At 55.0% G+C, this 24,036-nt stretch carries 24 protein-coding genes and 1 pseudogene; 7 read left to right on the plus strand and 18 right to left on the minus strand.

Annotated features, from left to right (window positions below; genetic code table 11):
- Window positions 1-3: 3 nt before the first annotated feature.
- The 15 genes from HUO07_RS13305 to dctP form a co-directional block, all read right to left on the minus strand.
- Window positions 4-2,109 (minus strand): hybrid sensor histidine kinase/response regulator, encoded by a 2,106-nt coding sequence (locus tag HUO07_RS13305; RefSeq protein WP_176303979.1) that lies wholly within the window; start codon window positions 2,107-2,109, stop codon window positions 4-6.
- 1 nt (window position 2,110) lies between these two features.
- The gene (locus HUO07_RS13310) at window positions 2,111-3,532 is read right to left on the minus strand and encodes a CheR family methyltransferase (protein ID WP_176303980.1); all 1,422 of its coding nucleotides are present in this window, start codon (window positions 3,530-3,532) and stop codon (window positions 2,111-2,113) included.
- Complete coding sequence (gene cheB / locus HUO07_RS13315; protein WP_176303981.1) at window positions 3,529-4,596, minus strand: chemotaxis-specific protein-glutamate methyltransferase CheB; 1,068 nt, start codon at window positions 4,594-4,596, stop codon at window positions 3,529-3,531. Before cheB ends, HUO07_RS13310 begins: the two co-directional genes overlap by 4 nt.
- Window positions 4,597-4,619: 23 nt before the next feature.
- Complete coding sequence (locus HUO07_RS13320) at window positions 4,620-6,656, minus strand: methyl-accepting chemotaxis protein (protein WP_176303982.1); 2,037 nt, start codon at window positions 6,654-6,656, stop codon at window positions 4,620-4,622.
- Window positions 6,657-6,885: 229 nt separating this feature from the next.
- The gene (locus HUO07_RS13325; protein WP_176303983.1) at window positions 6,886-8,052 is read right to left on the minus strand and encodes a glutathionylspermidine synthase family protein; all 1,167 of its coding nucleotides are present in this window, start codon (window positions 8,050-8,052) and stop codon (window positions 6,886-6,888) included.
- 18 nt (window positions 8,053-8,070) lie between these two features.
- Entirely contained in the window at window positions 8,071-8,679 is a 609-nt protein-coding gene (locus tag HUO07_RS13330) for a DUF1190 domain-containing protein (RefSeq protein ID WP_101148104.1), read from the minus strand.
- A gap of 26 nt (window positions 8,680-8,705) precedes the next feature.
- Window positions 8,706-9,119, minus strand: a complete 414-nt coding sequence (locus tag HUO07_RS13335; RefSeq protein ID WP_101148103.1) for a DUF350 domain-containing protein — start codon at window positions 9,117-9,119, stop codon at window positions 8,706-8,708.
- Window positions 9,120-9,139: 20 nt separating this feature from the next.
- Complete coding sequence (locus HUO07_RS13340) at window positions 9,140-9,862, minus strand: DUF2491 family protein (protein WP_176303984.1); 723 nt, start codon at window positions 9,860-9,862, stop codon at window positions 9,140-9,142.
- 36 nt (window positions 9,863-9,898) lie between these two features.
- On the minus strand, window positions 9,899-10,594 hold the full coding sequence (locus HUO07_RS13345; protein WP_176303985.1) for a PspA/IM30 family protein: 696 nt from the start codon (window positions 10,592-10,594) through the stop codon (window positions 9,899-9,901).
- An 83-nt stretch (window positions 10,595-10,677) separates the two neighbouring features.
- Window positions 10,678-11,136, minus strand: a complete 459-nt coding sequence (locus HUO07_RS13350) for a DUF2170 family protein (protein WP_246286640.1) — start codon at window positions 11,134-11,136, stop codon at window positions 10,678-10,680.
- A gap of 143 nt (window positions 11,137-11,279) precedes the next feature.
- Complete coding sequence (locus tag HUO07_RS13355; protein ID WP_176303987.1) at window positions 11,280-12,815, minus strand: malonate--CoA ligase; 1,536 nt, start codon at window positions 12,813-12,815, stop codon at window positions 11,280-11,282.
- On the minus strand, window positions 12,812-14,188 hold the full coding sequence (locus HUO07_RS13360; protein WP_176303988.1) for a malonyl-CoA decarboxylase: 1,377 nt from the start codon (window positions 14,186-14,188) through the stop codon (window positions 12,812-12,814). The genes HUO07_RS13355 and HUO07_RS13360 overlap by 4 nt, the downstream gene beginning before the upstream one ends.
- A gap of 11 nt (window positions 14,189-14,199) precedes the next feature.
- Window positions 14,200-15,534, minus strand: coding sequence for a TRAP transporter large permease (locus tag HUO07_RS13365; protein WP_176303989.1), 1,335 nt, complete (start codon window positions 15,532-15,534; stop codon window positions 14,200-14,202).
- A gap of 2 nt (window positions 15,535-15,536) precedes the next feature.
- Complete coding sequence (locus HUO07_RS13370; protein ID WP_176303990.1) at window positions 15,537-16,058, minus strand: TRAP transporter small permease subunit; 522 nt, start codon at window positions 16,056-16,058, stop codon at window positions 15,537-15,539.
- Window positions 16,059-16,160: 102 nt separating this feature from the next.
- Entirely contained in the window at window positions 16,161-17,156 is a 996-nt protein-coding gene (gene dctP, locus HUO07_RS13375; protein ID WP_176303991.1) for a TRAP transporter substrate-binding protein DctP, read from the minus strand.
- 154 nt (window positions 17,157-17,310) lie between these two features.
- Here dctP and HUO07_RS13380 point away from each other — a divergent pair, with 154 nt between their 5' ends.
- From HUO07_RS13380 to HUO07_RS13390, 4 genes are all read left to right on the plus strand, one after another.
- The gene (locus HUO07_RS13380; protein ID WP_101148094.1) at window positions 17,311-17,994 is read left to right on the plus strand and encodes a GntR family transcriptional regulator; all 684 of its coding nucleotides are present in this window, start codon (window positions 17,311-17,313) and stop codon (window positions 17,992-17,994) included.
- 121 nt (window positions 17,995-18,115) lie between these two features.
- On the plus strand, window positions 18,116-18,346 hold the full coding sequence (locus tag HUO07_RS21745; protein ID WP_246286641.1) for a helix-turn-helix domain-containing protein: 231 nt from the start codon (window positions 18,116-18,118) through the stop codon (window positions 18,344-18,346).
- A complete protein-coding gene (locus HUO07_RS13385) occupies window positions 18,283-19,119 on the plus strand; it encodes a GlxA family transcriptional regulator (RefSeq protein WP_340162501.1) in 837 nt (278 codons plus the stop codon). The genes HUO07_RS21745 and HUO07_RS13385 overlap by 64 nt, the downstream gene beginning before the upstream one ends.
- A complete protein-coding gene (locus HUO07_RS13390) occupies window positions 19,110-20,279 on the plus strand; it encodes an MFS transporter (RefSeq protein WP_176303992.1) in 1,170 nt (389 codons plus the stop codon). The genes HUO07_RS13385 and HUO07_RS13390 overlap by 10 nt, the downstream gene beginning before the upstream one ends.
- Window positions 20,280-20,457: 178 nt before the next feature.
- Here the strand turns inward: HUO07_RS13390 and HUO07_RS13395 are convergent.
- A pseudogene (locus tag HUO07_RS13395) lies at window positions 20,458-20,872 on the minus strand (IS5 family transposase); the annotation flags it as partial.
- A gap of 180 nt (window positions 20,873-21,052) precedes the next feature.
- On the opposite strand from HUO07_RS13395, the gene HUO07_RS13400 reads away from it, so the two are divergent.
- Both HUO07_RS13400 and HUO07_RS13405 read left to right on the plus strand, forming a co-directional pair.
- Window positions 21,053-21,631, plus strand: coding sequence for a YgjV family protein (locus HUO07_RS13400; protein WP_176304038.1), 579 nt, complete (start codon window positions 21,053-21,055; stop codon window positions 21,629-21,631).
- Between the two features lie 128 nt (window positions 21,632-21,759).
- Window positions 21,760-22,026 (plus strand): DksA/TraR family C4-type zinc finger protein, encoded by a 267-nt coding sequence (locus tag HUO07_RS13405; RefSeq protein WP_176303993.1) that lies wholly within the window; start codon window positions 21,760-21,762, stop codon window positions 22,024-22,026.
- 18 nt (window positions 22,027-22,044) lie between these two features.
- On the opposite strand, the gene HUO07_RS13410 is transcribed toward HUO07_RS13405, so the two are convergent.
- Together HUO07_RS13410 and HUO07_RS13415 are read right to left on the minus strand one after the other, a co-directional pair.
- Window positions 22,045-22,521: a DMT family transporter gene (locus HUO07_RS13410; protein ID WP_008959382.1), complete on the minus strand. Its 477-nt coding sequence runs from the start codon at window positions 22,519-22,521 to the stop codon at window positions 22,045-22,047.
- Window positions 22,522-22,547: 26 nt separating this feature from the next.
- Window positions 22,548-22,976: a DMT family transporter gene (locus HUO07_RS13415; RefSeq protein ID WP_176303994.1), complete on the minus strand. Its 429-nt coding sequence runs from the start codon at window positions 22,974-22,976 to the stop codon at window positions 22,548-22,550.
- An 89-nt stretch (window positions 22,977-23,065) separates the two neighbouring features.
- Between HUO07_RS13415 and HUO07_RS13420 the strand changes: the two genes are divergently transcribed.
- Window positions 23,066-23,998 carry a LysR family transcriptional regulator gene (locus tag HUO07_RS13420; RefSeq protein ID WP_176303995.1) on the plus strand — a complete coding sequence of 311 codons (933 nt, stop codon included), beginning with the start codon at window positions 23,066-23,068 and terminating at the stop codon, window positions 23,996-23,998.
- Window positions 23,999-24,036 lie beyond the last annotated feature (38 nt).

Consider the following 24,036-nt stretch of genomic DNA (forward strand, 5'->3'; position numbering starts at 1 on the left):
CGGTTAGCCCAGCAGGGCTTGAAGTGTCTCTACCAAGTTGTTTTGGTCAAAGCTGCCCTTGACGATATAAGCGTCAGCGCCGACCTCAATGCCGCGCCGACGATCGGCCTCTTTTTCCCGCGAGGTGATAATAATAATGGGCCGATGACGGTAATCCTCATTTTCGCGCAGTCGGGCAGTCAGCGCAAAGCCATCCATCACCGGCATTTCCACATCGGTCAGTACCGCGTCAAACGGCTCAGCCAGTGCTTTGGCTAAGCCGTCACGGCCGTTTTCGGCAAGTGTCACATGATAGCCCCATGCTTCGAGGACATCTTTTTCTATTTCACGGGTATTCAGCGAGTCGTCGACCACCAAAATTCGCTGCGCACTGGTTGATGATGGGCGCTCAACGCTTGGATGCAGCACACTACGCCGGGTTGCCTCCAATAAAGCGGGTACGTGCAGCAGGCTCACCAGCGCATTGCGCCCCATGGACACCATCCCCGATACCAGCGGTAAATGGCGTAGATGCACAGGCAATGGCTTGATGACCATATCGCGTTCATCAATCAGTGAATCAATGATTAGGGCAAGTTTTTGATGACGTTGGTGAACGACAAGTAACAGAGTAGATCCATTATTTGAGGTGGTATTAGGCAGTTTAAGTAGCTGAGCCAAAGACACGACGGGCACAAATTCATTGCGTAAAATTAGCGTGCGCTGCCCAGCGGTATCAATAAAGGTATCTGTTGAACACTCGACGAGTTCCGATACGTAAGGCGCCGTCACCCCCAAAGTGACGCCAACGACACGGACCAGCAATACCCGCATCATCGCCAGCGAAAGCGGCAAACGTAGAGTGAAGCGTGTGCCACGGCCACTGACGCTTGCAAGCTGTAAATCACCGTTAAGCTCATCTACCACGGTGCGTTTTACCACGTCCATACCTACGCCGCGGCCAGAAAAGTCGGTAATCATACTTTTGGTAGAGAAGCCGGGCAGGAAAATAAGTTCTAGCGTTTCCTGTTCGCTGAGGGCATTCAACTGTTCTTCGCTGACCAGCTGCTTAGCGAGCGCTTTTTGGTGCACCGCGTCCAGCGCAATACCGGCGCCGTCATCATGCATCTCAATTACCACCCAGCCAGCGTCTTGTCTCGCTTCGATGACTAGCTGACCCCGAGGCGGCTTACCTGCCGCCTGGCGCTCGGCGGGGGGCTCCAAACCGTGGTCTAACGCATTACGCAGCAGGTGAATGAGCGGGTCAGACAGACGGTCAATCATTTGGCGATCAAGTTCAATCTCGCTGCCGCGTACACGGCAGTCGACCTGTTTGCCAAGAGACTGGGCTAATTCACGCGACATCTGCGCGAAAGGATCCAATACCACGCTGAGCGGCAGCATCCGCATTTGCAGGGCGCGATCATGCAGGTCGCTCATCAACGAATCATGCGTCAAAACGCTATCTTTCAGCTCCCGGTGAAAGGCTTGAAACGGCGACTGTTGGTCGGCAGGGAGTGTAGCGCTCAGCTCGCGCGCCTGATCTACGAGTGAGTGCAGGTGATGGTGGCCAGAAAGGACTTCGCCCATCAAACGAATCACGTCGTCCAGTCGGTTCAGGCGCACGCGTACCGTATCGCTAAGGCGTAATTCACTCTCCGCCACTGGCGTTGAGGGAGAGGTTGGCGCGGCGGCCGGTGCAACGGGAACGGGTGAACTAGGCTGAGTGGGCAGTTGGCCATGCGCTGCGTTTTCCAGCGCGCTGCATAGCGCCGCATTCGCCTCGGGTAGCTCTTCTCCCGTTGCTCCTTCGGCCAGCCGACCAACAAAGTCTGTCAGCTCATCAACCGCTTGGTTGAGCAAGCTTGTCATCTCAGACGTTATGGTGAGCGTGCCTTCGCGTAGGGCGCTGAGCAGTTCTTCGGTGCTATGCGCTAGTGCCGTGATGGGCACCAGTTTCAGCATGCGCGATGAGCCTTTCAGTGTATGTGCAGCGCGAAACAACTCGTTGATCTGCTCGCGATCAGCGTTACCCTGCTCCAAGGCATGAATCCCTTCGCGCAGGCGGGGTAAATGATCGGCAGCCTCCTCCACAAAGCGCTGTATAAAGCGGCGAATATCCAGCGCCATATTAACCCACTCCCTGTGCGTTGCTGGTCGTTGCCAGTGTAATGTTAAGCGCTTTTAAATAGCGCTCAGCTAAAAAGCGCGCATCGCCTGGTGGTAGCGGTGGGTCGATGGTCTCTAACCCGCCACTCGCGGTGGGCGCGGCTGTTAATAGACGAACGACGGCGGCATAGCAACGTTGTTGCTGTAAGGGCGCATCGGTCAGTTCGCCCTGGCGATAAAGTTCAGCTAAATAGAAGTGTGCAGGCCAGCACTCCGGGGCTGCATAAATAGCCCGTTTAAAGTAGTCGTAGGCGAGCTCAGGCTCGTGCTGCCAGCGAGAGACTAACCCGGCCAGTACCAGCGCATCGATTGACCACGGCTGTTGCTTAAGCAGGGCCTCAAGTAGCTTGGCGGCGTCATCAAAAGCGTTTTGATTGAGCAACCTATGGGCGGTGTGCAACTGGTGGGTGAGGCTGTCAGCTGGTTCACTTTGCGTTGCGAACTCCATTGACGTATGGGGGGGTAAGCCAGTGCCGCTGGCTAACCCTTCGCTCGCGTTCTCACTGACATCAGCACTGCCATTAGTCGAATTACCCATCGCGAGCAAAGGGGGCTGAGAGGAAGCGACTGGCATTGATATGGACTGCTCTGGATGACGAAAATAAAAAACTCCCTGGGCTTCGGTAAGTTCAAACACGCCTAGATCATTCCCCAGGGTTTCGGTGACCCCGCAGAGTAAAATGCCATTGGGCGCCAGTAACTGGCTGAGCTGCTGATGAATTTGACGCCGAGTCTGCTGATCAAAATAGATCGATACATTGCGAAATAGAATGACATCGAAAGGACCACCTGGGTGGGTCTCTGCGGCGTTTAATAGATTGAAGGAGTGAAAGGTAACCCATTGGCGCAGTGATTCGCGGAGCTTAAAGCGGCCCTGGTGAGGGCAAAAGTAACGCTCTTTAAAGGAGGTCGAGAGGGCGCGAAACGCCATGCCGCCATACACGGCTTGGCGGGCCTTAGCGAGAACTTGTTGATCAAGGTCGCCGCCTGAGATGTTAAATAGCGTTTTGGCTCGTTCTCCAAAGCACTCATATAGCATCATGGCGATGCTATAGGGCTCTTCGCCAGAAGAGCAGCCAGCACTGAAGATAGAGATGGGGCCATTTTCAGTGGCTAAACGCTCAGGGAGATAAGTGTCAATCAACCAGTTTAAGGCGTCTGGCTCGCGACAAAAGTACGTTTCGTTAACCGTCAGCTGACTGACAAAATGGTCAAATAGTGTCTGGTCTCGGGTTAAAAGCGCAAGTAACTGCGAGGTGTTAGTGAGTCCTGTGGCGGCTTGTAAACTGGCGACTGCCCGAAATAGCCGAGCTTCGGCTAAACCCTCCAGGTGTAATCCACAGCGTTGATATACCAGGGTTTTAAAAGCGGTAAAGGTGCTCATGCGAAAGGCTCCGGTCGGCCATGATGACCGAGTACCGCGCGTAAAAGCCGGTTAGGCAGGCTATCGAGCGGCAATTCATACTGAATGACGCCTGCTTTAACCGCTTCTTGATTCATGCCGTATATCACTGAACTGGCTTCATCTTGCGCAAAGGTGGTGCCGCCTGCCTGAGAGATCGCCCGCATGCCATTAACACCGTCACGCCCCATACCGGTCAAAATAATGCCAATCGCATCACCGCCATAGACTTCGGCGACGCTTTGCAGCAGTACATCGCAGCTGGGATGGTAAAGTGAGCTTTCGGGGCTGGGTTGAAGCTGGAAGCGATGACGTGGCGTCACGCATAAATCACTTTCTGATGGCGATAAGTAAATATGCCCAGGGCGCAATTGCTCGCCTTCCTGGCCGACACTGACTGGCAAGGCACACAGCGATGCCAGCCATTGGGCCATGCCGCCAATAAATCCATGACTGATGTGCTGAGCAATCACAATGGGTGCTGGAAAACCGTCGGGTAGTGTCCGCAGCACGCGTACTAATGCTTGTGGGCCGCCGGTAGAGCAAGCAATCGCGATAACGTGCTTAAAATCGCGGGGGACACCTCGCAGTGGCGTCATCAGTGTCGAGTGAAACGATGTTGTTGGTGAGGAAACCGTGCAACGCCGGCGCAAGCGAGTAATCACCGATACCCCCGCCAGTAGGCGAACCCGCTCTAACAGACGTTCGGCGTCTGCCTCATCCAGAGAGGGTTTTGGCATGACTTCTAGTGCGCCTACTTCTAGCGCGTGGTAGGCCGTTTGAGCATCGGAGCGGTCACTAATCACCAAAATCGGTACGCCTTTGGTGTACATGATCTCTTCGATGGCGCTTAGGCCATCCATCACCGGCATGTTGAGGTCCATGGTGATTAGCTGCGGCGCTAAACGTCTGGCCAGCTCAACAGCCTCACGGCCGTTAGTGGCTTCCCCGACGATGTCAATGTCACCGTCTCGGCTGAGAATATCGCGTAGCACGTCGCGGGCTACTTGGCTGTCGTCGGCAATGACTACCCGAATTACACTCATCCGATATCCTAATCAGCGGTTTTTTATTTATCGTTGTTAACTGTTTTTGCCTGAGCGATGGTGAACTCCTGCACCAGCGCGTTGAGTTCGGTCGACATATCAATCATGTCCTGGCTAATGTCGGTAATGCTGCGCACCGAGTGCGCATTACGAGAACTGGCCGTATCGATATCACGCAGTGCCATGACCACCTGGCTACTGGCGGTTTTTTGCTGCTGAGTAGAGAGTGATATCTGCTGTGCCGCGCTGCTGGTTTGGCTGGCCGCTTTGAGCAGCGCTTCCAGATCTTGTGCGGTGCTCATACTTGCCTCAACGCCTTGCTCAATAGAAGAGGCGCCTTTTTCAGACGCGACCACCAAACGATTGATTGCCGTCTGGATATCATCGGTATGCTTTTCAATTTCCTGGGTAGAGTCCGTCACACTGTCAGCTAAGCGGCGTATTTCATTGGCCACCACTGAAAAACGGCGTCCAGACTCGCCTGCGCTTGAGGCTTCCAGCGCGGCATTAAAGGCGATCAGTTTGGTCTGGGCTGCCAATGTGTTGATCAGTTCCATAACCTTATTAATCTGTTTGGATTTAGCTCCGAGGGTCATTATTTCGGCGAGGCTCTGCTCGCTGTCGCTACGGATATCCTGCATTTTCGACTGCAGAAGCTGCATAGCAGTGCTGCCTTTACGGCTACGCTCTAACGTTTGGTTGGCGACATCTACCACCGACTGGGAGTGATCGGCTATTTGGGTGGATGAGGTGGAAAGCTCTTCCATCGTTGAGGTGATTTCAGCCACCGACGACGCCATCTCTTCAACGGCCGCTGCCATGGTTTGGCTAGCTTCATGGTGAATATCACTACCGTGCACACCCGAAAGCCCTGCGGTTTTTGCCAAACGCTCCGCTACGTGTGTCAGCGCCTGGGAGTTCTTGGCTACCGCGGCAATAGCACGGGAGAGGCGCTCAAGCAGTTCGTTGGTTTGATCCGCTAAATCGCCCAGCTCCGCTTTGTCGTCGGTACTGACCCGCCGCGATAGATCCAAACTGTGAGTAATGTCTTTAAGCTGACCCTGAAAATCAATCAACGGGCGAATAAGTCTCCCCGTTAGCGGGTAGAGCACCAACAAACCTGCTAGCAAAATGAGCAGTCCTATACCGCTGGACGCCAGGAAGCGCTCGCGGGTAGACGCCAAGTACGCCTCTTTATTGACTTCAACCATGAGGTAGCGCTGCAATTCCGGTATCCAGCGTGTGCTGATCAGTAGGGTTTGGCCGTTGCGCTCAATCTCGTCTACTTTTAGCTGTTCGTCACGTTGCAGGCGCTGCGCTGCTTGTGGGGGTAGGGCCTTCGCTACGTCAACACTACTAATGGTTTCACCACTGTGAACGAGCATCTCACCTTCAGCACTCAGCAGAGAAGCGCGGCCATCGTCACCTAGCCGAAAGTCTTCAATAAGCATGGCCATGTCAGAAAGATCAAGCCCTGCGCCTGCCACTACCAGCGGTCGACCGTTGGCTGCATTTGCCACACTGCGGTAATTAACATATACAAAGGCTTCATCTGTTGAAAATGTATCGCTATCCAAATTCAACTCGTACATGGCATTACCTTCCGTGAAGCGGTAGTACCAGTCGTCTTCGTTACCCGGCGGTTGGATAATACGCTGAAGAAATTCACCGTCGCGCAATTGAAAATAGTAGCCCCTGCCCTGGTATTGAGCGGCAATAAAGAGCAGTTCCGTATCCAGCTGTGCCATCAAACGCGAGAGATAAGTCGTGATCTCGTCCTGGCGCTCTTGGGGCATGCCCTCCTGTACCCACTGCTCAACAAAGTAGCTGTTAGCGAGGCTCTCAGAAACGGCTAAGTCCTGACTGAGGCTGAGGTTGATATGGGCAGCAAGCCCTTCGATTTGAGCGGGCAGCTCATTATTTAGCAGGTTATCAAGCCGCGCCTGACTATGGGTTCGAGCCTGAAGGTAGAGCGCCAACAGCATTGCAAGCGCGAGCACCGTTCCAAAAGAGAGAAATAGCCGAAGCCGTAGGGGTAGATGTTTCCAGCGCGCCATCATATTCGCCGTTGCTCCAAAGTAAACGGTGTCCCTGAAGACGCGGCAAGACTCGCATCAACGCTGTTGGGTAACGCTCAGGGTAATAAAGGTGAAGAGGTGAGTGCTACTCTATTGATTAGATCGGCTCATTAGATCTGCTCTTTAGAGTAACCCCCAAATTAGTAACCTCGATTTCAGCTTTTTTCGGTAGAGATGTCCAGCGTTTGTCGGAGGGATTTAGTCTTTGCTTTTATACAATCGCGTGGGGCACAAAGCAGGAGGAGTCTTTGGTAATCCGACCAACGTCTTCGCGAATGCCCATGCCACAAGCGCGGTCACCCACGACCCAACTGCCAATCAATGCGTGATTGTTACCAAAGCGCGGCATAGGGTGATACGCCTGACGAATCCAGGGGCTGTCAGTGTAGGGGCCGTCTACTGCCTCGCGATGGCCGGTTGGTGTGATCAACTCAACGTTGCTGCCTTCTCGAGAGAAGAATGGCTTACGCACCCAGCCTGCTGGCAGCGGCGGGCTATTGGCATCCTCGAAAAACGCCGGTAGCAGGTTGGGGTGGCCCTCAAAGTGCTCCCATAGCAGCGGCAGAATTCCCTTATTAGAGAGAATCGCTTTCCAGGGCGGCTCAAACCAGTGGGTGTTTAGCTGCGGGATGTACTCGCCAAACGCATCGTCAGCCATCTCTTCCCAGGGGTAGAGCTTAAACAGGGCATGAATGGGCTGGTTATCCAGATCAACGAAATGCTCGGCACCGGGCCGCAGACCAATATCTTCGGTGTAGATAAATGGCGCTTTGAGCCCCGCTTGCACTGCGACATCCTGTAAGTAGTGCACGGTGGCGCGCTCTTCGGCGTTATCCTTGATACAGGAGAAGTAGAGCGTGCGCGCTTCAATGCGATCACCAAGGTGCGCCATGGCATTGATCAGTCGCTCTTGGATCGAGTTGTACTGGTCAGCATGGCGGGGAAGAATGCCTTGCTGGATCGCTTGCTCAAGCCACACCCACTGAAAAAAGCCCGCTTCGTAGAGCGAGGTAGGGGTGTCGTAGTTGAGCTCCAGCAGTTTCGCTGGGCCATCGCCAGAGTAGGCAAGATCCATTCGCCCGTAGAGATGCGGCTGACCCGACTTCCATGAGTTGTGGATGCTGTCCCACATATGTTCTGGCAGTGCTAAGCGCTGCATTAAGGCATTGGAGTGGCAGACTTTATCGACCAACTCCATACACATCTCGTGCACCGCTTCGGTAGGGCCTTCAATATCCCGCTCTACCTGCTCCATGGTGAACTGGTAGTAGGCGTCTTCTTTCCAGTAAGGCTCACCATCGATGGTATGAAAATGAAAGCCCAGCTCGTGAGCCAGGGCTTTCCAGTTGCTTCGTTCAGGGATATCGATTCGCAGCATGGTAGTATCCGATGAAGGCTAGGAGCCCCAGCCACCCCGGGCTGAAGAGCGTGAGCCAAATCCTCGACGCTGAGAGGTCGCTACCGAGTTACGCATGGCATCGTTTCGCTGGTTTACCCGCTGGGTCGCCTGATTAGTGGCCGTATTCCAGTTGCCCTGATTTTGCCGGTTGCGGTACACGGGCTCCTGGTAAACCCGTTCAAAAGAGCGGCCACGGTTGGTGTTGGACATCATGCTGCCCACCATATAACCCATCATGGCGGGCATGAACCAACTGCCACCAGTGCTCCCCGTCGCCGCTTGAGACTGCTCGTCGGTTGGCGCGGTACAAGCGCCTTCACCATTCTCAGCTTCGCACTCTTCCAGGGTGCTATAACGCGGCACCGCTTCCAAAGAGGCTTCGTAGGCGTCTTCGCAGGCGCTACGGGTATAGACATTCTCCGCGACACAGGCTTCTACGCTTTCAAAGCTACGTGGCTCGTCAAATTCGATCTCAGTGATCTGCTCTTCCTGGGGCGGCTGGCCACAGGCGGTGAGTCCAAAGGCGCTGGCGCCCATCATCGCCAATGACAGACGCGCACTACGTTTACGGCGGGGCAGATGGGGTGTGTGATCGTGTTTAGACATGCAGGCTCTCCTTTACCACGTCGTCGTTACCAAGTCATCGAAGCGGCGTTGAGCAAGCCGACTGCCACGGCCACACTGGCCATTAAAATGCCGTAGGCCTGATGGCCTTCGGTGATGTGCTGGGAAAGGCTTTCGCCCTGTTTGCGCAGAAACAGCTTAACGCCAAAGAAGGTGGCTAACTGAACGATAAAAGCGACGATGCCCCAAAGCACAAAATCGATAAAGTTGATCGAGTGCGCCATTGCGCTATACAGCGGAATGGTAAAGCCCAGAATGGAGCCGCCGTAGGCGGAGGCCGCCGCCGCATTTCCTTCGCGAATCAGTGTCCACTCGTGGTGCGGGGTAATGCGGCTGTAGCAGTACATAAAAGCGGCAAGCAGTACAATTGCGGTCACTAGATAGGCGATAAATGACGGCAAGCCGTAGAGATAATTCACCATGGTGGTCGTTTCCTTTTAAATTACATAGCGTCGATATCGATGGAGGCCACGTCAACCCCCACGTTTTGAACCAACATAAAGCTGCCTTCACCGTCGTTTTCAGCGCTCAGCAGCAGGTATTCCATGCGTTCAGTATCTAGAATAGTGCGCTCATAGAGCATCGCATGATGGGTCACATGGCGTGCAGACACGCTCTCGGTGGTCATTACTTGCTCTTCAAGAACCACCGGTGGCGACCAAAGGCTGTCGCTATCCCCCCACACTCGCTGATACGTACAGGTGCGTGGCTCCTCAGTGGTCGAGGTAAGCGAGACGGTTTGAGCGCCAAGGCTGTCGGGCTGCTTATCTTCCCCGTTGATCAAATTATCAAATTCGGCATCCGAGAGATGGGCAACACGGTAAAAGTCGAACAGCTTATATTCAAGCACCTGACCGTTCTCAATATTGGCCTGCAGCCACGTATCGTTATCCAAATAGAAACGCACGAGGTGCGCCCCCTGGCCTAGATCGACATGCCCGACGGCGGCAATGTGGTGATAGGCATCGTCGTCCCAGTGAAACAGCGCATCGGCATGAGCGCGCAGGCCAATCAGCTTAATATTGACGCGACCATCCAGCCGCAAGCCTTCAAGATCTTCCTGGCTGACACCCATCGGCAGGCCTGCGGCTACCGGGCGGCCCGTTGCCTGCTCAGGCTGCTTCTGTGTAGTCGCGCGAAAAAGTGCTTTCAAGTTGTTAAGCATGGCCTGCCTCGCTAATGAGCTGGTTTTAGAGAGAACTTACTCTTGTGGAGCGTTTTTCTTGGCTTTCAGGCGCGCTAACACATCATCCGCTTTACGCTCTTGACCGCCAATCCCGGCTGCCTTGAGGCGGGCTTCCAGCGAACTACCGCTCTCTTCCGCGGCCATGTCGTCAGCGGCCTGCATTTGCGCCGAATTAAGCTGCTGACGCTCTTTGATGCGATCGAGTGATTCCATAGCGCTGCTCATCGCGCTGTTCTGGCCTGAATGGCGAGACGCGACGGCAGATTGGGCTTTTTGCGCTGACTCGGTGGCTTTAACGACGCTCACCTGCTGCTTGAGCTGGCGAAGCTGGTTGTCGGTACCGCGAATGGCACCACGCAGTTTTTCGATACTGGCGTCGTACTCGCTAACAATCGCGCGCTCTGCTTCCAGGTCATCCTGCAGCGCGACCATGCGTTCAGCCACCTCTACTGCAAGCGCTTCCTCGCCTTTATCCAGCGCGGCTTCGGCGCTTTTTTCCAGCTCGGCGATTTTGCTTTCCAGCGTGTCGGCTTTATTGCTGTTCAGCTGGCGCTGGCCCATCAAGCGGGTGAGCTCGGTTTTAGACTGACTCAGGTGATTTTCCGAGTCGCGGATCTCCTGGTCTAAAATGCGCAGTGCCTGGGAATCTACCACTGTTTGACCGGTTTCAGTCGCTTTGCCACGTAGGGCGGTCATGATTTTGCTTAACATAAATAATCTCGCTTATACGTCACCTGGGTGGTGACACTAATTGATAACGGTGATTTGGATAATAGACGAACAATGGGTAAACGTTAGGCGAAGTGCGTTTGTATCAGTTCGGCGACGTCCATGGCTGCGCTGGCCGTGGCGTGCAGCTCAGCGCAAATTGACTCAAGCTTGGAGTCGCCAAACAGCTGTCCGTATGCCACATAAAAGTCGTGCCCGTCGATCTCGACAATACCCACAGAGGCCAGCGGTAACGAGATGCCCTGGCGCAGCAGCACTTCGTTAAGTTCGGCGCTGTTTTTGACGCTGTCGACGGCCACAATGGGCGCCATGGCGACCCACTCATTTTCGCTGCGCGAGAGGGTAATCGGCAAGTTGCCGTAGTCGTTGAGCTCCCAGATCAGCGTCTGGTTCGTCTCATCCAGGCTAATGGTCGCTTCGGGCCATTCAAGGGTCGCATTTTCGCTGCTGGCGGGAGCTGGTTGGCTGACTAACTTATAGAGTTCGCTAGCAGTGATGCCGCTTGTGACGGTAGGCGTAGTCAAGGTGATTTGCTCCATCGTTCGTTAAGTAGTTTCACCTTAACACTTAGTAGAGCAAATGGTTCCTTTTCCCAGCAAAGCGCTGGTAAAAGCCCCGCACGCGGCGGGGCAAAAGGACGGCAGGCGTATACAGGCAGGAAAGAAGGCTATGGCGTGCGATAGGTATCGTTAAATTGTTTGCGCAGCTCGTTTTTCTGCACTTTGCCCATGGTGTTGCGGGGTAGTTCATCGACAAAGAAGACCCGTTTGGGCTGCTTATACTTGGCTAGCCGACCGTCTAGATGGCTGATCACCTTATCTTCATTAAGCTGATTTTCTTCAATGGTACCTTGCTGGCGCACCACCACAGCGGTCACTCCCTCACCAAAGTCGGGATGAGGTAGGCCGATGACCGCCGATTCAGCGACTTGGTCAAGTTCATCGATCACCTGCTCCACCTCTTTGGGATAGACGTTGTAGCCGCCTGAAATCACCAGGTCTTTGTCGCGACCCACAATATGCACATAGCCCTGCTCGTCGACCATGGCGAGATCGCCGGTAATGAAAAAGCCATCGTCTAACAGCTCCTCGCGGGTCTTTTCGGGCATCCGCCAGTAGCCGATAAAGACATTCGGGCCGCGAATCTGCAGCATGCCAATTTCACCAGAAGGCACCTCTTCGCCGGTTTCACGATTGGTAATACGCATCTCTACGCCGGGTAGCGGCATACCCACGGTACCTGCTCGCCGTGCGCCTTCATAAGGGTTGGAGAGGTTCATATTGGTTTCGGTCATGCCGTAGCGCTCAAGAATTGCATGGCCGGTTTTGGCTTCAAACGCCTCGTGGGTCTCGGCGGTGAGCGGGGCAGAGCCGGAGACGAACAGCCGCATGTTAGCAGTAGCGTCAGGCGTCAGGCGCTCATCCTGAACCAAGCGCGTATAGAAGGTAGGAACGCCCATCATCACAGTGCCACGGGGCAGCTCTTCGAAAATGACATCGGCATCAAACTTCGGCAAGAACAGCATGCTGGCGCCTGCCATCAAAGTGACATTGCAGGCCACGAACAGACCGTGGGTATGGAAGATCGGCAGCGCGTGGATTAGCCGGTCATCGGCGATGAAGTGCCAGGCTGTTACCAAGGTTTCAGCATTGGAGGCGAGGTTCTTGTGCGTCAGCATGGCGCCTTTGGAGCGCCCGGTGGTGCCGGATGTGTAAAGAATAGCGGCCAGGTCACGCTCGCCCAGTGCCACGATATCCTCCCTTGGCGTTGCTGCGCGGGCAGCTTCCATCAGGCTGCCATCGGCGGCGCTGCCTAGAGTGGCCACGGCCGGGCAGCCGGTTTCAGCAGCAAGCGCTCGCGCTTGCTCTTCTATCTTGGGTCGGCAGACAAACAACGCAGGCTCGGCATCATTCAAAAAGTAGCGGATTTCATCGCCGGTATAGCCGGTGTTGAGGGGCAAGTAGACCCCGCCGATGCGCAGGCAGGCCAAATAAAGCAGTATCGCTTCAGGGCTTTTATCCACCTGCACAGCGACACGGTCGCCTTGCTTAACGCCCAGCTCAGTCAACGCACCGGCAAGTTTCGCGCTTATGCTCAGCGCATCGGTATAACTGTAGCGGCGGCCTTCACGAGTGGTAATGAAATCGGCGTCAGCGCGCTCGCGCATCTTGGCCGCAAAGGTTTCAAACAGGTTATGGCTCATTTGGTGGTCTCTCCCTTGGCCAGCTTGCGGGCACGACGAGCGAGGTCGCGCACCTCATTGGAGCAGGCAACGGTGCCCTTGGCGGTATAGTTTTCGTGGTTGCGTTCGATATCGTCCAGTACGTACAGGTAGTTGACCATCAAGCCTGCGGCCTGGTTAATGCCCTTCTCGGAGATATCGCCCAGCCAATTGATACGATGCAGTTCGGCCCCATTGCCAAGGTGGAAACGGGCCACCGGGTTCAGCGGCAGGCCGTGGCGGTTCTTCTCCTCGGCTAAGTAGCGCGCCGCCAACGGGCGGATCGCGGATTTCAATGGCTCCTCACGGGTTTTATCTTGATGCCAGCCAGGTGTTTCAAGCCCTTTTAGCGACTGACGCAGTGACTCGGGCAACTGCTCATCATCGCGCTGTTCTTGTAACCACTGGGCGAAGCCGGGCACCGGCGAAAGAGTGACGAAGTATTTCAACTGCGGCAGCTCTTGAGACAACTCCTGCACCACTTGCTTGATCAAAAAGTTACCAAAGGAGATGCCGCGCAGACCGGTCTGGCAGTTGCTGATACCAAAGAACGCCGCGGTATCAGCGTCTTCAGGTTCGTCGATAGCTTTTTTAGCGCTACTTTCGCCCGCCCTTTCTCCCAATAAAATAGGCTGAATACGGCTGGGCAGTCCCTTGTGCAGGGCGACTTCGACGAAGATCAACGGCTCGTCGCCAATCGCTGGGTGGAAAAAGGCAAAACAGCGGCGGTCACGTGCATCCAGTCGACGACGTAGATCGTCCCAGTCCTGAATTTCGTGTACCGCCTCGTAGCGGATGATCTTCTCAAGAATTGAAGCGGGGGTATTCCAATCAATGCGCTTGAGCATCAAAAAGCCGCGATTGAACCAGGAGCCGAACAGGTGAGCAAAATCGTCGTCAATGGCCTTCAGCTCAGGCTGCTCACGCAGCAACGACAGAAGATCTTCACGCATTTTAACCAACTCATAGGTACCATCGCTGGCCAGGTTTAAACGCCGGAAAAGTTCCTGGCGCCTAGGTTCGCTGGCTTCAAATAGCCGCTGTAAAGTGGGGTTGTCGCGGGCTTCCCGATACGCCGTGTAGGCCGCATCAATAGGGCCTGGGTCGGCGGCAAAGTCTGTTATTAAACGGTCAAAAAAACTGTTTTTTTCAGTTGCCGGAAGCCGCTGGTAAATCGCCAAAGCACGGCTTGCCAGCGCAATGCTGGAGGCTTCGCCATCGCTTTCCAGCAGCTTGTGGCACGCGTTGACCAACTGCTGATGGTCGGGCGTCACTGTCTCAGGCTGACGTCGCCGTAACAAGGCATCACGCTGGGTGATGTTGTTAAACAGCTCCTGCAAAAACATCATGTTCATGGTTAAACTCCTTAGCCCATGATCAAGTTAGGTAGCCAAAGCGCGATGCCTGGGAAAAGACACAGCAACAAGATACCCAGCACCATGCATAGCGCGTAGGGCAAGCTTCCCATCAGAATGTCGCGCAGCGAGATATCCGGTGCGATGCCTTTAATAATGAACAGGTTGAGCCCCACCGGCGGTGTGATCAGGCCAATCTCCAGGTTGATAGTCAGGATCACCGCAAACCAGTACGGGTCGAAGTTGGCCGCGAGGATGATGGGCAACAAGATCGGGGCAGTCATCACGATCACGGCCACGGGCGGCAGGAAGAAGCCAGCTACTAGCAAAAAGAGGTTAATCACCCCCATCAGTGCCCAGCGGTTAATCTCCAGACCAGCAATCGCCGCCGCTACGGTTTGGGTGATGAACATGGAGGAGAGTGCATAGGCGAACACTTCAGCGGTGGCGATGACCAGCATGATCATCACGCTTTCGCGCAGTGAGTCGCGCATGATCAACTTGATGGGGCCCAACTGCCACATGCGGTAGATGAGGATCGCTAGTGCCAAGCATAAAAACGCGCCAACGCCCGCCGCCTCGGAAGGTGTGGCCACCCCGCCGTAAAGGGCAAACAGGATGCCCGCGACCACGCCTAGGAAAGGGAGAACCCGTACTAATGCTTTCAGGTTACTATCGACATTCTGCTTAACGTTCTCTTTTAGCCGTTCGACGGACTCGGCCATGGGGTTGTTGTAGCCACCGGCCATCTTGCAGGCAATCATGGTCCAGACCATAAACAGGCCCGCGAGCATAAAGCCTGGTACTACCCCGGCAATAAATAGCCGTCCAATCGAGGTTTCGGTGGAAATGCCGTAGATGATCATGGTGACCGACGGCGGAATCAAAATGCCCAGGGTACCGCCTGCGGCAATACAGCCTGCTGCCACGCCATCGGGATAGCCGCGCTTGCGCATTTCAGGAATGCCCATTTTACCAATTGCCGCACAGGTGGCGGGGGATGATCCCGACAGAGCCGCAAAAATGGAGCAGGCGCCAATATTGGAAACCGCCAGACCGCCGGGCAGTTTGCCCATCCACAGATCCAGCGAGCGATACAGGTCACGCCCGGTGGGGGAGGAGGCCACTGCGGCGCCCATCAAAATAAACATCGGAATGGCAACAAAGCCAAACTCTGCGATGCGGTCAAAAAAGGTTTCTCCGAAGTAGGTGAGCTCAGCAAGGCCACGGTCGTAGATCAGTGCCAGCAGCGATACACCGCCCAGGGCGAAAGCGATAGGGGTGCCAATGGCCATCAGCGCAATCAGCGCGATGGCAACGATAATGCCTAACGTGATGGGATCCATGCTCAGTTCTCCCCACGCAAAATTTCAGCCACATACTGCAGCGAAAGTAGGGTGGCGCCGACCGCCATAGGCAGTAAGGCGGGCCACAGTGGCGGATTCCATACCGAGCCCGTGGTCCACTCGCCGTGGAGCGCCTCAAAAACATAGACCCAACTGGCATACGCCAATGCAGCGCAAAAACCTAACCCAAACAGCGACGCGATCAGGCGCATGATAGTGCGGGTAATACCGCCCAGTGCATCGGGAACAATCGTGATGGCGACATGGCCGCCAGTCATCAATACATAGGGGCTGCCCATCAACATCGCCGCCGTTACTGAGAAGATGGTGAATTCAGTCTGCCAACTGGTGCTCATTCCCAGTAAGTAGCGAATAAATACCATCTGACAAATCACGAGTACGCCAGCGATAAACAGGGCGCAGGCCAAGTAGGCAGAAAGCCGCGAGAGCTTGTCCATGACGCGAATGTAGCCGCCAATGATGCCCCGCCGCGCAAGGGCAGTGTGTGTCGTTGCAGGTGCCATAGTTCCCTCGTCAAGCTGGTTATCTCACCAAGCCAAGCAATCATCAGTAGAAGGCGGCCATTCCTGTCGGAATGGCCGTGCCGTAAGGCGATTGGCTATTGCTTACTCGACGGCCAGCGCCGCATCGATAATGGCTTGGCCGTTGGGAACGTTCTCGGCGAAGTTTTTGTAGGAGGTTTCCTTAGCGATATCGAGCCAGGCGTTGTAGTCGTCCTCGCTCATGCTGACCACCTCCACGCCATTCTCTGCGTAGAGGTCGACCATCTCCTGGTCAATGGCGGCGGCCTCTTCCACAAAGAACGCCTCGGCGGCTTCACCTGCTTCCATCAGGGCTGTTTGCTGCTCTTCGTTGAGCCCTTGCCACACCTGCTCGGAAATAAGAATGGGTTCGTACATGTACCACAGCGCGAAGTCGCCGGGCTCGGTCAAGCACTCAACCTGTTCGTAAAGCCGAAAGGAGATAAACGACATCGATGAGGTATTAGCGGCATCCAGCACGCCGGTTTGCATGGCGGTATACACCTCGGAAGAGGGCATGGAGGCGATGGAGGCACCGGCTGCTTCCAGCATTTGTTCAAACGCAGGCCCGGCGGCGCGGAAGTTCTGACCCTCGACGGTATCAGGCGAGGTAACGCACTGCTCGCTAGAGGCAAAACCGCCCGATAGCCAAGCATCTGCAAGTACCCGAGCGCCGCCTTCGCGAATGACCTCTTTAATCATCTCCATATACTCAGAGTCATTCAGGCGTTGGGCATGTTCCTGATTACGCACCAATCCCGGCATCAGCGTAGCCGAGAACTCCGGGTGGCGGCCGCTAGCGTAATCCAGCGGTAGAGAAGTGATGTCCAAACGACCACGGGCGATGGCGCCCCACTGTTCACGCGCTTTAAACAGCGATTGGCCGGGATAGACTTCAATGGTCAGCCCGACATCTGCATCAGCTACTTCGCGGGCCATCATTTGCACCATTTCATCGCGCACGTCCCCTTGACCACCGGGGAATTGATGCGAAGCTCGCAGTACGGTATCGGCAGAGGCGTGTGACGCCGCGATGGCGAGGCCTAGGGCGGTGGCAGTTGAGATCAAATAGCGTTGCATGTGGCTTCTCCAACAATTGTTGTTGTGTGTTTGGATGAGCTTTATATGTTTATCAGAAGATCTGATATATATTTCAATAGCGCTTAAATATGCTAATGTCAACTTTATGACAATTTTAATGGCCTGAAATAAGTCGCGATCCATGGAGGTAAACATGACGGGCACCAAGCGCTCCAACGCTCAGCGATTAAGGGATTCTCTTGAGGATGACATCATCAATGGCCGCCGTTTGCCGGGAGAGCGCTTGGACCCGGAAGCCTTGGGGCGTGAGTTTCAGGTCTCGCGAACACCCGTGCGTGAAGCTTTTCAGCAGTTGGTAGCGAGTGGCCTAGTGACGGTTTCGCCCAAAAAAGGCACCTTTGTGGCGAAGGTAGGAATTGATCAATTGATCGAGATGTTCGAGGTCATGGCGGAACTTGAAGGCATGTGCGGGCGCCTAGCGGCCCGCCGGATCACCGAGCCCGAGCTGGTCGCGCTTCGCGAAGCACACCAACGCTGCGAAGCGGCGGCGCTGGCCGGTGATAGCGATGAGTATTACTACGAAAACGAAGGTTTTCACGACTGTATCTACACCGCTAGCCACAACGCCTTTTTGGCCAGCGAAGCGCGCCAACTAAAGCAGCGCTTAAAGCCTTACCGGCGCCTGCAGCTGCAGGTGCGCCAACGGGTAAATAATTCCCTCAGCGAGCACCAAGCCATCGTGGAAGCGATTGAAAAAGGTGACCCCTTGGCTGCACAGCAAGCGCTTAGTGATCATGTGCTGATTCAGGGCGAGCGCTTTAGTGACTTCGTTTCCAGCGTCCGCCGTATGGAGGCACCGTTAGAAAGAACGGGCTAATTTTGGCCCGCTGATGGTTGACCTAGTCCCATGTCCGAATCGGTGGGGTAATGGTCCTTGCCGACATCGAGCGCAGCGCTGACACTCTCTCTAATGCTTCGATACCCCGCGGAGAGAGACAGTGACTCGCCATATTGCCCTATTGGCTTACCCCGACTGCCAACTGCTGGATGTCAGCGGCCCCTGGCAGGTGTTTGCCAGCGCCAATGCGTTAAGCCCCCAGCCGCTCTATCAGTTGACCCTGATTGCCGATGCCGTCGGCCCGGTTGTCACCAACGGCGGCCTGCCGTGCATGCCACCCACACCTACCAGCAACTTACTCGTTTACTGCCCCTGGATACGCTATTGGTAGCGGGCGGCAGTGGCGTGATGCAGCAGCGTGACATAGCCGCCGTGAAGCAGGTGCTTGGTGAGATCGCCCCAGAGGTGAGGCGGCTAGGTTCTATCTGCTCCGGGGCATTTTTGTTAGCCGCTGCAGGGTTGCTGGATGGGTGTCGCGTTACCACCCACTGGCGTCATGCACCTCAACTGGCTGAGGAGTACCCCGCGCTAAGCGTCGAGCCCGATGCGCTGTATATCGAAAGCAACGGTCGCTACACCAGCGCAGGCGTCACGGCGGGTATTGATCTGGCGCTTTCGCTGGTAGAGGCGGATCACGGTGCTGATCTTGCTGGGCGAGTGGCTCGTGAGTTGGTGGTATTTTTGCAGCGCCCAGGGGGCCAGTCGCAGTTCAGCGAGATACTGCGACACCAACAAGAGGCAGGGCCGCTGCGCCGCTTGCTGGATCAACTCCACGCCGACCCCAGCGTAGACCACGGGCTTGAGAGCATGGCCGATCTGGTGGCCGTCTCCACGCGTCATTTAACCCGACTGTTTAGACGCCACCTAAATACGACCCCGGGTGCTTACCTGACCCAGCTACGCCTTGAACAAGCGCGCCTGGCACTGCTCAGTAAACGCGAGCCGGTCTCCCTTGAGCGGCTCGCGCAACGCTGGCGACTGGGCGGTGCAGAGCAGTTGCGCCGTCAGTTTCAGCGCTACTACGGTGTGTCACCTTCGGTCTATCGCCAACGCTTTGCGTCTTCCCATACCGATCCACTTCAGGAGAGCGCCTCATGCCTTTAACTGTCACACTGTTATCGCTTTGCCAAGCGCTGCTGGTCACTGGCAATGTCCTGCTGATTGCCGTCTCGCCACTGATTGGCGCATCGTTAGCCCCAAGCGCGTCTTGGTCGACCGCTCCGGTTGCCACCCAGTGGCTTGGACTGATGTGCGCGACCATTCCTGCTTCGTTGATCATGGCAAGGTTGGGCCGTAAGCGCGGTTTCATGCTGGGCAACCTCGTTGGTCTAATCGGCGCGCTGGTTGCTGTGCAGGCGCTGATCGGCGAGCGCTTTGGGCTGTTTTTGTTGGCAACTTGGTTAATTGGTATCGGCATTGGCTTTGGCCAGCTCTATCGCTTTGCCGCGGTAGAAGCTGCGCCTACGCCGATGCGTGATCGCGCGATTGGCTTGGTAATGGGTGGCGGTGTGCTGGCCGCGTTTGCCGGGCCATGGCTGGCAAGAGTAAGCCGTGAGCTGGGCGAAGTGCCGTTTCTGGGCAGCTTTGTTGGTTTAGCCGCACTCTACGCGCTGGCATTAGTGGTGTTGATGCTGACGCAACTACCGCCCGCATCCCGCACCCATGACGAAGGTATCGCACTGCCGCTAATCAAGATACTCCGCCAGCCCGCGTTTATTCTGGCGGTAAGCGCGGCGATGGTCGGTTACGGTGTGATGAACCTGGCCATGACCGCCACACCGCTCGCCATGGCGGGAGCCGGACACCACTTTAACCACGTTTCAATGACTATTCAGTGGCACGTGGTGGCGATGTTTTTACCCTCATTCTTTACCGGGCATTTAGCTACCCGTTTCGGTGCTAAGCGGGTCATCGTGGCTGGTTGCCTGCTGCTGGTGGCGAGCGCTTTAGTCGCACAATTGGGTATCAGTTTAGCCGGTTTCAATGTGGCGCTGATTTTGTTGGGGCTGGGTTGGAACTTTACTTTTCTGCCCGCCACAGGGCTGCTTACTGAGAGCTATCGCCCCGTGGATAAAGCACGCACCCAGGCCGCCAATGAATTTTTAGTGTTTGGCACCGCGGCTATCACTGCGCTGCTCGCTGGGCCCTTGGTCAGCGGCTTAGGCTGGGCGACACTTAACTTGCTGTTGATTCCCGTTGCGTTGGTACCGTTGATGGTGCTGCTGTGGCAGCGAAAAAGCAGCATGGCATCATCGAAGATTTGAACGTGTGCTTACACACTCTGCAGATGCTCATTTATTAGACTTAAGGAAGGTCTGAATAAATGCCGATATTCATTAACGCTCACTTGAGCTGACAAAAATCGAAAATTCAGACACTCTTCTCCCGTTCTTTGTGTATTTTTGCCCGTTTCCCGCTCATTGAACGGAAAACGGGCGCAATCTCTTCACCGTGAAGCAGCTGATCGGCAGACATAATGTCAAGGACATTGGCAGCCGTGGTCTCGATACTGTGAATCAACCCAAGTTTATCGTCGACACCTATGTGCATTTTCATGCCAAAGTGCCAAGAGCCCCTTTTTAGTCTGGTGCATTTCGGGGGCGCGCTCGCCTTTTTTTTTGGTGGAACTAGGCGCAGAGATGATAGTGGTATCGACAATGCTCCCTTCGTGCAGCATCAGGCCATTTTCCTCCAGGTGCTTGTTCACTTCCTGAAACAACACCTTGCTAAGGCCGTGGCGTTCTAGAAAATGGCGACACTTGAGAATCGTGGTTTCGTCCGGCAATCGATCCAGCTTCAAACCGGCGAATTGGCGCATGGACTCGATCTCGTAGAGGGCGTCTTCCATGGTCGCATCGACAGGCTATCGCGAATATAAGCGCAACGATCATTACCACAACGATGTTATCGCCATTGCCTGTCTTCCCATCGTCTGACTACTTATTTATAGCTCCTCAGGAAGAGGTTTATGAAGATGGGTTAGTGCTCTATATGCGAGTATAGGGCAACGAAAAGAGCTAAAAGAGGGCAGGTCATGATGCTAGAAAACCTCGGCGACACTGCCCTGGCTGGTCAGGTGTGTGGATTAGTCGCGCTGGTTATTTGTGTCGTCGCCTTTGCCAGTAAGAGCGACGACAGACTGTTGATGTTACTGATTTCTGCCAATGTGGCTTTTGTCTTGCAGTTCGTTTTTTTTGAAAGCTGGACAGCTGCCGTACTGACCTTGCTGGTGATTGTGCGGATTGTGTTGGCCCGTCGTTATATGGGGAGTAAAACGGTGATGGTCGGCGTGCTGCTGGCCAGCGGCGTCGCTGCTACTTTCACTTGGCAAAGCTGGGTGGACTTTTTACCCATTGCTGCCATGGTGCTCGGTACCTTTGGTATGTTTCTGCTGCGCGGGATATCGATGCGGGTGTTTTTAGGTTTGGCGGCCACGCTATGGATGTTGAGCAATTTATTAATTGGCTCTATTGGCGGCACTCTTGCAGAAGGGCTAATCGTTGTGACCAATATCATCACTATCATTCGTTTAGCGCGGGCAAAACGTAAATATCCCGATGTGTTCGAAGATCCGGAAGTGCTTGAGGTGATTACTAATAATGACCGTTCAAGCTAGTCTGTGGATGCCTGCCTGTTCAGTTTTAACCACCAGCCACTGTCAATGCCCCCTTGAGCCTGCAACGCTAATAGCGGGCGTTACTGCTATGCTGATAGATTGCTAGTGCCGAAGCGAGGAGCGCGATGATGGCAGGTGGATGGGCGAAAGATGGCGCCGAACAAGAGCAGATGGAGAGCACGCTGGAGGATGCGGTGCGGCGTGCGCGTAGCCAACTGCCTCGCGGCGAAAGTCTTGAGACTTGTGAGGAGTGTGGCGAACCCATTCCCGAAGCGCGCCGCAAGGCAATTCCAGGCGTTCGGCTCTGCGTGGAATGCCAGAGTGAACTAGATAAAAAGCGGTCGAGCTTTAGTGGCTATAATCGCCGCGGCAGCAAAGATAGCCAGCTACGTTAAAGTGGTGAGCCTGAATAACTAACTTGGCTGGCTTGCCAGTCGACGATGACGCTGCTGGTGACTTAGATAGATTAAGCCGATAGCACCGATGAGCAGCGCCATCGCGATATAGCGTGACGCATCTAACGGTCGCACGGCATTGCTTAACCAGCCGAAATGATCAATCAGCAGGCTCATCAACAGTTGGCCAGAAATGACTGCTACCGTGGCCGCTGCGGTGCCTACTCGGGGTACGGCAAACACAATTGCCAACATATAGACCACGCCAAACAGCGCGCCGGTTAGCTGCCATTTGGGTACGCTGAAGAGCGTCGCTTGCTGTGCTGGCTCAAAAAAGAACATCAATAAAAAGGTCAGGACGGCGCCGATCACAAAGGTCAGCCAAGAACTCTCGATGACGCCTGCTTTTGCACCCAAACGGCCATTGATGGAGGACTGAGCTGCCAGTACCGCACCGCCGACGAGCAGTAAGATAAAGATAAGAGGGAGTAACATGGTTTAGCTCCTGAATACGTTAGCCGTTACATTAACCACAGGGCGGCAAGAATCATCGCCAAGGCGCCAATACGGTAGCCGTCGACTTTACGCTGTTCGCTTCCCAGCCAGCCAAAGTGGTCGATAGCGACGCTAGCCGCTACCTGGCCGCACAAAATCCCCACCATCGTCATTCCAACACCTACCAGCGGCGTCGCAAGCGTTAACACAATGACGTAGACCGGGCCTAAGATGCCGCCCGTCAGTAGCCAGCGCGGCTGCTTAAAAAGGGCTCCCAGCTGTCGTTTAGGCGCAAACACCAGTGCTAGCGAGAGCAGTAGTGCGCCCACCATAAAAATCGACAAGGTGGCCGATAAGTGCCCAACCTGCTCGCCAAGCGGGCCTAGCAAGCCGGCTTCGACCGATAGCCCCATCCCGGCCATTAGCACGCCGAGCAGAATAAGTGCGTGACGCATAGGTGGCTCCGCTAAGTAAAAGAAGCGCGTACTGTAGAGAGTTAGTGTTATTGCTACAATGCGTCAAAACAGCAAAGGACTATTGCATTTTGGACAACTCGCTTCGCCTGTTAGCGTTACGCCTTTTTGTGCGAGTGGCCTCAAGTGGCAGCTTCGCTGAAGCCGCGCGCTACTTCGATTTGCCGGCCTCTTCGGTCTCGCGGCACATTGCAGGGTTAGAGCGTGCGCTAGGCCAGCGGTTGCTCTACCGTCATACGCGAGCGGTAAGGCTCACCGATGCCGGAGAGCGCTACTATCGGGAGGTAAGAAGCATATTAGAAAGCTTGGATGCCGCTACCGAGCAGGTAATCAGCGGCGCTAAGCAACCGCAGGGATTGTTGCGTCTTAATGCACCTGTGGCGTTTGGGCGTCGGCATGTCGCGCCTTTATTGGCTAGTTTTCAGCAGGCAAACCCGGCCGTGGAGGTAGAGCTAACCTTGAGCGATGCCTTTATCGACCCGGTACAAGAGGGCGCCGATGTCGTAATACGGGTGGGATCGCTGGGGAATTCAAGCTTGGTGGCCCGGCAGCTCGCGCCCCAGCGCTTTGTCGCTTGCGCTTCCCCCGCGTATTTAACGCGGTGCGGCGAGCCCCACCATCCTGAACAATTGAGTGACCATAACTGCTTAGTCTATAAAGGAACACGCGGCGTTCAACCTTGGTATTTCCAGGGGACTGGCAATCCTCAAGCGCAGCGTTATTCGGTAAAAGGCAATTTGCATAGCAACAATGCCGAGAGTCTTGTGGAAGCCGCTCTGCAAGGTCAAGGTATTGTGCTATTCCCCACATGGTTGCTATTCGATGCGCTGCGCGATGGCGGCCTAACGCCCATTCTAGAAACCTATGAAGCCTTAGGTGAAGCGACGCGAGAGGGAATTCATTTTATCTACCCTGAAAACCGACTGCGCTCGCAGAAAGTGGCCGCCTTTTTAGAGCATTTGTTCACGGAGATTGGCGAACGACCCTATTGGGATCACCATTAATAACGATGACGATAGTCCCCTTATTAACTTTTAACCGT

The sequence above is a fragment of the Vreelandella maris genome (assembly GCF_013371085.1).
GTDB lineage: Bacteria > Pseudomonadota > Gammaproteobacteria > Pseudomonadales > Halomonadaceae > Vreelandella > Vreelandella maris.